Here is a 9,315-nt window from a genome sequence, read left to right as displayed (position 1 = left end):
GCACCAACAGTACGACCACCTTCACGGATAGCGAAGCGTAAACCTTCGTCCATCGCTACTGGGTTGATTAGCTCAACAACAAACTTCAAGTTGTCGCCAGGCATTACCATTTCAACACCTTCAGGAAGCTCTACAGCACCTGTGATATCTGTTGTACGGAAGTAGAACTGTGGACGGTATCCTTTAAAGAATGGCGTATGACGACCACCTTCATCTTTAGAAAGAACATACACTTCTGATTCAAATTTAGTGTGTGGAGAGATAGAACCAGGCTTACATAATACTTGGCCACGCTCAACATCTTCACGCTTAAGACCACGTAAAAGAATACCACAGTTCTCGCCAGCACGACCTTCGTCAAGAAGCTTACGGAACATTTCAACACCAGTACAAGTTGATTTTTGTGTATCACGGATACCAACAACTTCTACTTCTTCACCAACTTTGATGATACCACGCTCAACACGGCCAGTTACTACTGTACCACGACCAGCGATTGAGAAAACATCTTCGATAGGCATGATGAATGCACCATCAATAGCACGCTCTGGCTCTGGAATGTATGTATCTAATTGGTCAGCAAGTTCGATTATTTTCGCTTCCCATTTCTCTTCGCCTTGAAGAGCACCCAAAGCTGAACCTTGGATTACTGGTAAGTCATCACCTGGGAAATCATATTCAGAAAGTAGTTCACGGATTTCCATTTCTACTAATTCTAATAACTCTTCGTCATCAACAACATCACATTTGTTCATGAACACGATGATGTAAGGAACACCAACTTGACGAGATAATAAGATGTGCTCACGTGTTTGTGGCATAGGACCATCTGTCGCAGCAACTACTAAGATAGCGCCATCCATTTGTGCAGCACCAGTGATCATGTTTTTGATGTAATCGGCGTGACCAGGACAATCTACGTGTGCGTAGTGACGTGATTCAGTATCGTACTCGATGTGAGAAGTATTGATTGTAATACCACGCTCACGCTCTTCAGGAGCATTATCGATTTGTGCGAAATCTCTAACTTCACCACCGTGAACTTTAGTTAATACTGCAGAGATAGCAGCTGTTAACGTTGTTTTACCGTGATCTACGTGACCGATAGTACCAACGTTAACGTGCGGTTTATTACGTTCAAATTTTTCTTTAGCCATTTTTCAATTACCTTAAAGTTTAGTAAACTATATAAATTAAAAGGCGCAGTCAAAATGACCTTGCCAGATGTAAATATTAAATATTCAAGTAATGGAAACTCTAACGAGTTTCCATAATTTTTTGTGCTACCAATTTCGGTGCTTCATTGTACTGCTGAAACTCCATAGAGTAAGATGCACGGCCTTGAGTAGCACTACGCAAGTCGGTAGCATAACCGAACATTTCGGCTAAGGGTACCAATGCATTTACAATTTTCAATCCTGCTGGACCTTCTTCCATACCGTCGATCATACCGCGTCGACGGTTTAAGTCACCTACAACATCACCCATACTGACTTCTGGTGTAATAACTTCTACTTTCATCATTGGCTCTAGAAGAACAGGGTTTGCATCAAGTACACCTTGTCTAAAGCCCATAGAAGCGGCAACTTTAAATGCTATCTCATTAGAGTCAACATCATGAAAAGAACCGTCATAAAGCGTGACTTTAATGTCTAGTAATGGATAACCAGCTAAAACACCACTGTCCATTTGCTCTTTACAGCCTTTTTCTACTGCAGGAATAAATTCTTTGGGTACTGCGCCGCCAACGATTTCGTTAACAAATTCAAAGCCAGCACCTTCTTCATTTGGTTCCATTTTAAGCCAAACATGACCAAATTGACCTTTACCGCCAGATTGACGGATGAATTTACCTTCAACCTTAACCGTTTTACGTATCGTTTCACGGTAAGAAACTTGTGGGTTACCAACATTACACTCAACAGAAAATTCACGTTTCATACGTTCAACAAGAATATCTAAGTGTAACTCACCCATACCTGAAATAATGGTCTGCCCAGTTTCATCATCAATTGCTACTTTAAACGATGGGTCTTCTGCAGCAAGCTTGTCTAAAGCAATGACCAGTTTTTCTTGAGCGGCTAAGGTTCTCGGTTCTATAGCAACTGAAATTACCGGTTCAGGGAAATCCATACGCTCTAGCGTAATAACATGCTTAGCGTCACACAAGGTATCACCTGTAGTGACATCTTTCAAACCTATTGCGGCGGCAATATCACCCGCGCGTACTTCTTTTATCTCTTGTCTGTCGTTGGCATGCATTTGTACTATGCGGCCAAAACGCTCTTTCTTACCTTTAACAGGATTGTAAACACTATCACCTGTTTGCACTACACCAGAGTAAACACGGAAAAATGTTAGTGTGCCAACAAAAGGGTCGGTTGCTATCTTAAAGGCAAGCGCTGCAAAAGGTGCGTCATCATCTGCAGAGCGCGTGCCTTCGGTTTCGTCTTTGTCGTCGTTAATACCGGTAATAGCGGCTACTTCAGTCGGTGATGGTAAATACTCAACCACTGCATCAAGCACTGCTTGTACGCCTTTATTTTTAAAGGCACTACCACAGCTACATAAGATAATGTCGTTAGCGAGAGTACGGGCACGTAGGCCTGCCTTAATTTCGCTTTCAGTTAACTCACCTTCTTCAAGGTATTTATCCATTAATTCGTCGTTAGCTTCTGCCGCTTCAGAGATAAGGTTATCACGCCATTCTTCGGCAAGCTCTTGCATATCAGCAGGAATGTCTTCATAGGTAAATGTCATACCATGATCAGATTCATTCCAGTTAATGGCTTTCATCTTAATCAGATCAACCACACCGGCAAATTCATCTTCTGCACCGATAGGTAAATAAATTGGTACTGCATTAGCACCCAAACGATCTTTTAATTGTTTAACAACGCTAAGAAAGTCAGCACCAGTGCGATCCATTTTATTGACGAACACTAAGCGTGGTACGGCATATTTTTCCATTTGACGCCAAACCGTTTCGGTTTGCGGCTGTACGCCAGAAGAACCACATAATACCAGTACAGCACCATCAAGTACTCGTAAAGAGCGTTCAACTTCAATGGTGAAATCAACGTGGCCTGGGGTGTCAATGATATTGATATGATGCGCATCAAATTGATCTTCCATGCCTTTCCAGAAACAAGTAATTGCTGCTGACGTGATAGTTATACCGCGCTCTTGTTCTTGTTCCATCCAGTCTGTAGTGGCCGCGCCATCATGCACTTCACCAATTTTATGAGAAAGACCAGTATAAAATAAGACACGTTCTGTCGTGGTTGTTTTACCTGCATCAACGTGCGCACAGATACCAATATTACGGTAGCGCTCTATAGGGGTGATACGGGCCAAAATTAAATCCTCTTACTTACTATGGGTGGACAATAAAACAAATGATTTATGTTTATTGTGCTTAGTATTATTGAGTAACTATTCGTTGTTATGCGCATTGCTAGGTTAATCGTTAGCCAATGTACAAACAGTTAATTAATAAAACTTTCAAGTTATTATCACTTTAAGTGACTAGAACAGTACTAAAAGCACTAGTCCGTAAAATGAGTATGGCTAGCAAGAGAAACTCTTGCTAGCCATGTATCTACTTTTGAGCAACGCCAAAAGTAGATAATACAATCAGTCAATACTGCTAGCTTACCAGCGGTAGTGAGCGAATGCTTTGTTAGCGTCAGCCATACGGTGAACGTCTTCACGTTTCTTAACCGCTGAACCTTTGCTATCAGACGCATCTAACATTTCGTTAGCTAGGCGCTGAGCCATTGATTTTTCACCACGTTTACGAGCTGCTTCAACTAACCAACGCATGGCTAGAGCATTACGACGCACAGGACGTACTTCAACTGGAACCTGATAAGTAGAACCACCAACACGACGAGATTTAACTTCGACAGATGGGCGGATGTTATCTAAAGCTTCTTCGAAAAGCTCTAACTGGTCTTTCTCAGATTTTTCAGCTAAAAGATCTAGTGCACCGTAAACAATTTTTTCGGCAGTAGATTTCTTACCATCAACCATAAGGATGTTGATGAATTTTGCTAAAAGTTCATTATGGAACTTAGGATCTGGCAATATTTTACGTTGCCCAACGACGCGTCTTCTTGGCATCTTAATTCTCCGTAGTATTCAGGATAAATCCAAAATATATAAATTTTAAAAATTTGTTAATTTGGCCTTACTTAACGTTTTTATCTTTTACCTAGCAACTAGGCAAAGGATGGAAACTTAAGATTTAGGTCGTTTAGCACCGTATTTAGAACGGCCTTGTCTTCTATCGCTTACACCAGAACAATCTAGTGCGCCACGAACGGTGTGATAACGCACACCTGGTAAATCTTTAACACGACCACCACGGATTAAAATCACGCTATGCTCTTGTAAGTTGTGACCTTCACCACCGATGTATGAAGTTACTTCGAAGCCGTTAGTTAAACGAACACGAGCTACTTTACGTAAAGCTGAGTTAGGTTTTTTTGGTGTAGTAGTATACACACGAGTACAAACACCACGACGTTGTGGACAAGCTTGTAACGCTGGAACGTTACTTTTTGATACTTGTCTAACACGCGGTTTACGTACTAGTTGGTTAATAGTTGCCATTATAGCTCCTGATTAGTTGTTACCAAGGAAAGTAGCCTTGATAAATAATTGCATTAGCTTTAAATCAATGGGAAAAGCTTCTGCGCTCGTAATATACCTCTTTACCACGGTAATATTTAATACTGCATTTAATGCCGTCTTTATTACCGCTCTTATACTATGCACACTGAGTACAGAATATGAGGTCGCGAAATTCTATAGGTCAATCATTGAGCTGTCAAGGTTTAATAGCGATCTCACTATTATTTGATCGTTTATACCGGTCAAAACGATCAAATAATAGCGCAAGGATCATTGCTCCTTGTACTAAAAAAGACTAAAAAAAAACCGCACCTTTTTCAAGGCACGGTTTCTAACATAACGTAGTGCAATTTAATCATTGCACTATTTAACAATTACTTGTTATGCGTTATCACCTGACAGTAGATCAGCATTTAACGCATCGGTTAATGCTTTTTCTGCATCATCTGCTGATACGGTAGTATCAATATTGATATCTGCTTGTGCTTTAGCTCTGGCACGTTCTTGATGGTAAGAATAACCGGTACCTGCTGGAATTAAGCGACCAACAATAACGTTTTCTTTCAAACCACGAAGACCATCTGTCTTACCTGCTACTGCGGCTTCTGTAAGCACACGAGTAGTTTCTTGGAAAGACGCCGCTGAAATAAATGATTCCGTTGCAAGTGATGCTTTAGTAATACCCATCATTTGCATTTCATATTCAGCTGGCTGTTTGCCTTGCTCTTCTAATTCACGGTTAGCAATATTAACGCGCGCTACTTCAACTTGCTCACCTTTAAGGAAAGTCGAATCACCGGCATCAAGAATTTCACACTTACGGATCATTTGACGTACGATAACTTCAATGTGCTTATCGTTAATCTTAACACCCTGTAGACGGTAAACTTCTTGTACTTCGTTAACAATGTAGTTAGCTACTGGAGCAACACCACGTAAACGCAAGATATCATGTGGAGATTCAGGACCATCGGCAATAACTTCACCTTTGTTTACTGGCTCACCTTCATAGATATTTAACAGACGCGTTTTCGGGATCATCTCTTCGTAGACTTCACCACTTGGCTGAGTAATCAATAAACGTACTTTACCTTTGGTTTCTTTACCGAAAGAAACAACACCCGTTTTTTCTGCAAGTATCGCAGGAAGTTTAGGTTTACGTGCTTCAAATAAATCAGCTACACGTGGTAAACCACCGGTAATATCACGTGTTTTTGAACTGGCTTGTGGTATACGAGCTAGTGCATCACCAACACCCACATCCGCGCCATCTTCAAGGTTAACAATCGCATTACCTGGTAAGTAGTAAAGTGCTGGAATTTCAGTACCGGCGATCATTACTTCATTGCCTTTCGCATCAACAAGTTTCAATGCTGGACGCATTTCTTTACCTGTTGCATTACGTTGTGCCGCATCAGTAATAACGATACTTGATAAACCAGTTAACTCATCCGTTTGACGAACCATAGTTACGCCATCAACAAGGTCAACGAATTGAACGTTACCTGCTACTTCCGTGATAATAGGGTGAGTATGTGGGTCCCAGTTAGCGATAATATCGCCTGAGGTTACCGCTTCACCGTCATTTTTAGAAAGTACAGAACCGTAAGGTACTTTATAGCGTTCTTTCTCACGACCCATTTCATCAATAATCGTTAACTCTGATGAACGAGAGGTAATAACGATATTTTCGTCTGAGTTAGTAACAAACTTAGCGTTTTGTAGTTTTAAGTGACCTGTATTCTTAACTTGTACGTTGTTCTCAGCAGTAGCACGAGATGCAGCACCACCGATATGGAACGTACGCATTGTTAACTGTGTACCCGGCTCACCAATTGATTGTGCAGCAACTACACCAATAGCTTCACCTTGGTTGATCATGTGGCCACGCGCCAAGTCACGACCATAACAGTTAGCACAAATACCAAAGTCTGTTTTACAAGTAATGATTGAGCGTACTTTGATTTGATCGACTGAATTTTCTTCAATAACATCACAAAGTGCTTCATCGATTAAGGTGTTACGAGGAAGTAATACTTCATCAGTACCTGGAATCAATACATCATCACAAACCACACGACCCAATACGCGTTCACGTAATGGTTCAACAACATCACCACCTTCAATTAATGGTGTCATTAATAAACCGTCATGTGTACCACAGTCATGGTTTGTTACCACTAAATCTTGTGCAACATCAACTAAACGACGCGTTAAGTAACCCGAGTTAGCTGTTTTAAGTGCGGTATCGGCAAGACCTTTACGCGCACCATGTGTTGAGATGAAGTATTGTAATACGTTCAAACCTTCACGGAAGTTAGCCGTGATTGGCGTTTCGATGATTGAACCATCTGGTTTAGCCATCAAACCACGCATACCCGCTAACTGACGTATCTGAGCGGCACTACCACGAGCACCCGAGTCAGCCATCATAAAGATAGAGTTGAAAGAATCTTGTTCTTCTGGCTCACCTTTAGCGTTGATAACGGTTTCTTTCGATAAGTTGTCCATCATCGCTTTCGATACTTTTTCGTTCGCAGACGACCAAATATCGATTACTTTGTTGTATTTCTCACCAGCAGTTACTAGACCTTGTTCAAACTGTGCTTGAATTTCAGCAACTTCCGCTTCTGAATCTTCAATGATAGTGTACTTAGCATCTGGGATAACCATATCGTCGATACCAACAGAACAACCCGCGATCATCGCGTAATGGAAGCCTGTGTACATGATTTGGTCAGCAAAGATAACAGTTTGTTTTAAACCTAAGTTACGGTAAGCATGGTTAATCAATTTTGAAATTGGTTTTTTACCAAGCGGTCGATCAATAAGGTCGTAAGGTAAACCTTTAGGACATACTTGCCACATAATGGCGCGACCAACAGTCGTGTCACGTAATTTAGTAATAGGTTGCCATTCACCGTCAGCATCTTTAACATGCTCAGTAATACGAACTTTAATGCGAGCATGAAGTTCAGCAGCGCCAATACGGTACGCTTTTTCTACTTCTTTTTCGTCAGTAAAAATCATACCTTCGCCTAAACCATTAACACGGTCACGCGTTAAGTAGTAAAGACCTAATACAACATCTTGCGATGGTACTATGATTGGCTCACCGTTCGCTGGTGCTAACACGTTGTTCGTTGACATCATCAACGTACGTGCTTCCATTTGTGCTTCAATTGTCAACGGTACGTGTACCGCCATTTGGTCACCATCGAAATCGGCATTGTATGCCGCACAAACTAATGGATGAAGGTGAATTGCTTTACCTTCAATCAACACAGGTTCAAACGCTTGGATACCCAATCTATGAAGTGTTGGTGCACGGTTAAGCATAACTGGATGTTCACGGATTACTTCATCAAGTACATCCCAAACTTCAGCGCCTTCACGTTCAACTAATTTTTTAGCCGCTTTAATCGTAGTCGCTAAACCACGTGCTTCTAATTTACCGTAAATGAATGGCTTAAATAATTCTAATGCCATCTTCTTAGGTAAACCACATTGATGTAATTTCAATGTTGGACCAACGGTGATTACAGAACGACCTGAATAATCAACACGCTTACCTAGTAAGTTTTGACGGAAACGACCTTGCTTACCCTTGATCATATCAGCAAGAGATTTAAGAGGACGTTTGTTAGAACCCGTTATTGCACGACCACGACGACCGTTATCTAATAAGGCATCAACAGACTCTTGTAACATACGTTTTTCGTTACGTACAATAATGTCTGGTGCTACTAAGTCTAGAAGACGTTTTAAACGGTTGTTACGGTTGATTACACGACGGTATAGATCGTTCAAGTCAGAAGTCGCAAAACGACCACCATCAAGAGGAACTAACGGACGTAAATCTGGCGGTAAAATTGGTAGAACATTCATAATCATCCACTCTGGCTTGTTGCCAGACGCAGCGAATGCTTCCATTAATTTTAAACGCTTAGTAATTTTTTTACGTTTAGTTTCACTACCGATTTCAGGTAACTCTTCACGCATCTGCGCTACTTCACCGTCAAGATCGATTTGTTGTAGTAAAGCTAAAACAGCTTCTGCACCCATTAGGGCGTCAAATTCATCACCGTGCTCTTCTAACGCATCAAGATATTCTTCTTCGGTTAGAATTTGGCTTTTTTCTAGTGTTGTTAAACCAGGTTCAGTTACAACATAAGATTCAAAATAAAGCACACGCTCAATATCACGCAAGGTCATATCAAGTAGTAAACCAATACGTGATGGTAATGATTTTAAGAACCAAATATGCGCCACAGGACTTGCTAATTCGATATGCCCCATACGGTCACGACGAACTTTAGTCAGAGTAACTTCAACGCCACATTTTTCACAGATAACACCGCGATGCTTTAAGCGTTTGTATTTACCACAAAGACATTCGTAGTCTTTTACTGGACCAAAAATACGCGCACAGAATAAACCGTCACGTTCTGGTTTAAACGTACGATAGTTAATGGTTTCTGGCTTTTTAACTTCACCAAACGACCAAGAACGCATCAAATCTGGTGATGCTAAACCGATGCGAATACCATCGAAATCTTCAGTTTGATTCTGTTGCTTAAGAAACTTAAGTAAATCTTTCACACACTTCTCCTGTCGGAGTTAAACTTTGAGAAGAAGGCAAAATTATTTGCCTTCTCCGCTTACCGGCCTATCCAT

Annotated in this window: 5 protein-coding genes; all 5 read right to left on the bottom strand. The window is 41.1% G+C overall.

Translation table 11 applies throughout. The annotated features are described in order from the left end of the window. Positions 1-1,157 (bottom strand): elongation factor Tu (gene tuf / locus FCS21_RS08905; protein WP_138622518.1); only part of this gene is annotated, 1,157 nt, incomplete at its 3' end. A gap of 100 nt (positions 1,158-1,257) precedes the next feature. Further along, positions 1,258-3,357, bottom strand: coding sequence for an elongation factor G (gene fusA, locus FCS21_RS08900; protein ID WP_138622516.1), 2,100 nt, complete (start codon positions 3,355-3,357; stop codon positions 1,258-1,260). 297 nt (positions 3,358-3,654) lie between these two features. Continuing rightward, complete coding sequence (rpsG, locus tag FCS21_RS08895; protein ID WP_138622514.1) at positions 3,655-4,125, bottom strand: 30S ribosomal protein S7; 471 nt, start codon at positions 4,123-4,125, stop codon at positions 3,655-3,657. A 117-nt stretch (positions 4,126-4,242) separates the two neighbouring features. Beyond that, positions 4,243-4,617, bottom strand: coding sequence for a 30S ribosomal protein S12 (rpsL, locus tag FCS21_RS08890; protein WP_138622512.1), 375 nt, complete (start codon positions 4,615-4,617; stop codon positions 4,243-4,245). 402 nt (positions 4,618-5,019) lie between these two features. Further along, a complete protein-coding gene (rpoC, locus tag FCS21_RS08885) occupies positions 5,020-9,240 on the bottom strand; it encodes a DNA-directed RNA polymerase subunit beta' (protein ID WP_138622511.1) in 4,221 nt (1,406 codons plus the stop codon). Positions 9,241-9,315: the final 75 nt, after the last annotated feature.

This window comes from Colwellia ponticola, assembly GCF_005885605.1.
GTDB classification, from domain to species: Bacteria; Pseudomonadota; Gammaproteobacteria; order Enterobacterales; family Alteromonadaceae; genus Colwellia; species Colwellia ponticola.
This window is presented reverse-complemented; position numbering and strand designations above follow the sequence as displayed.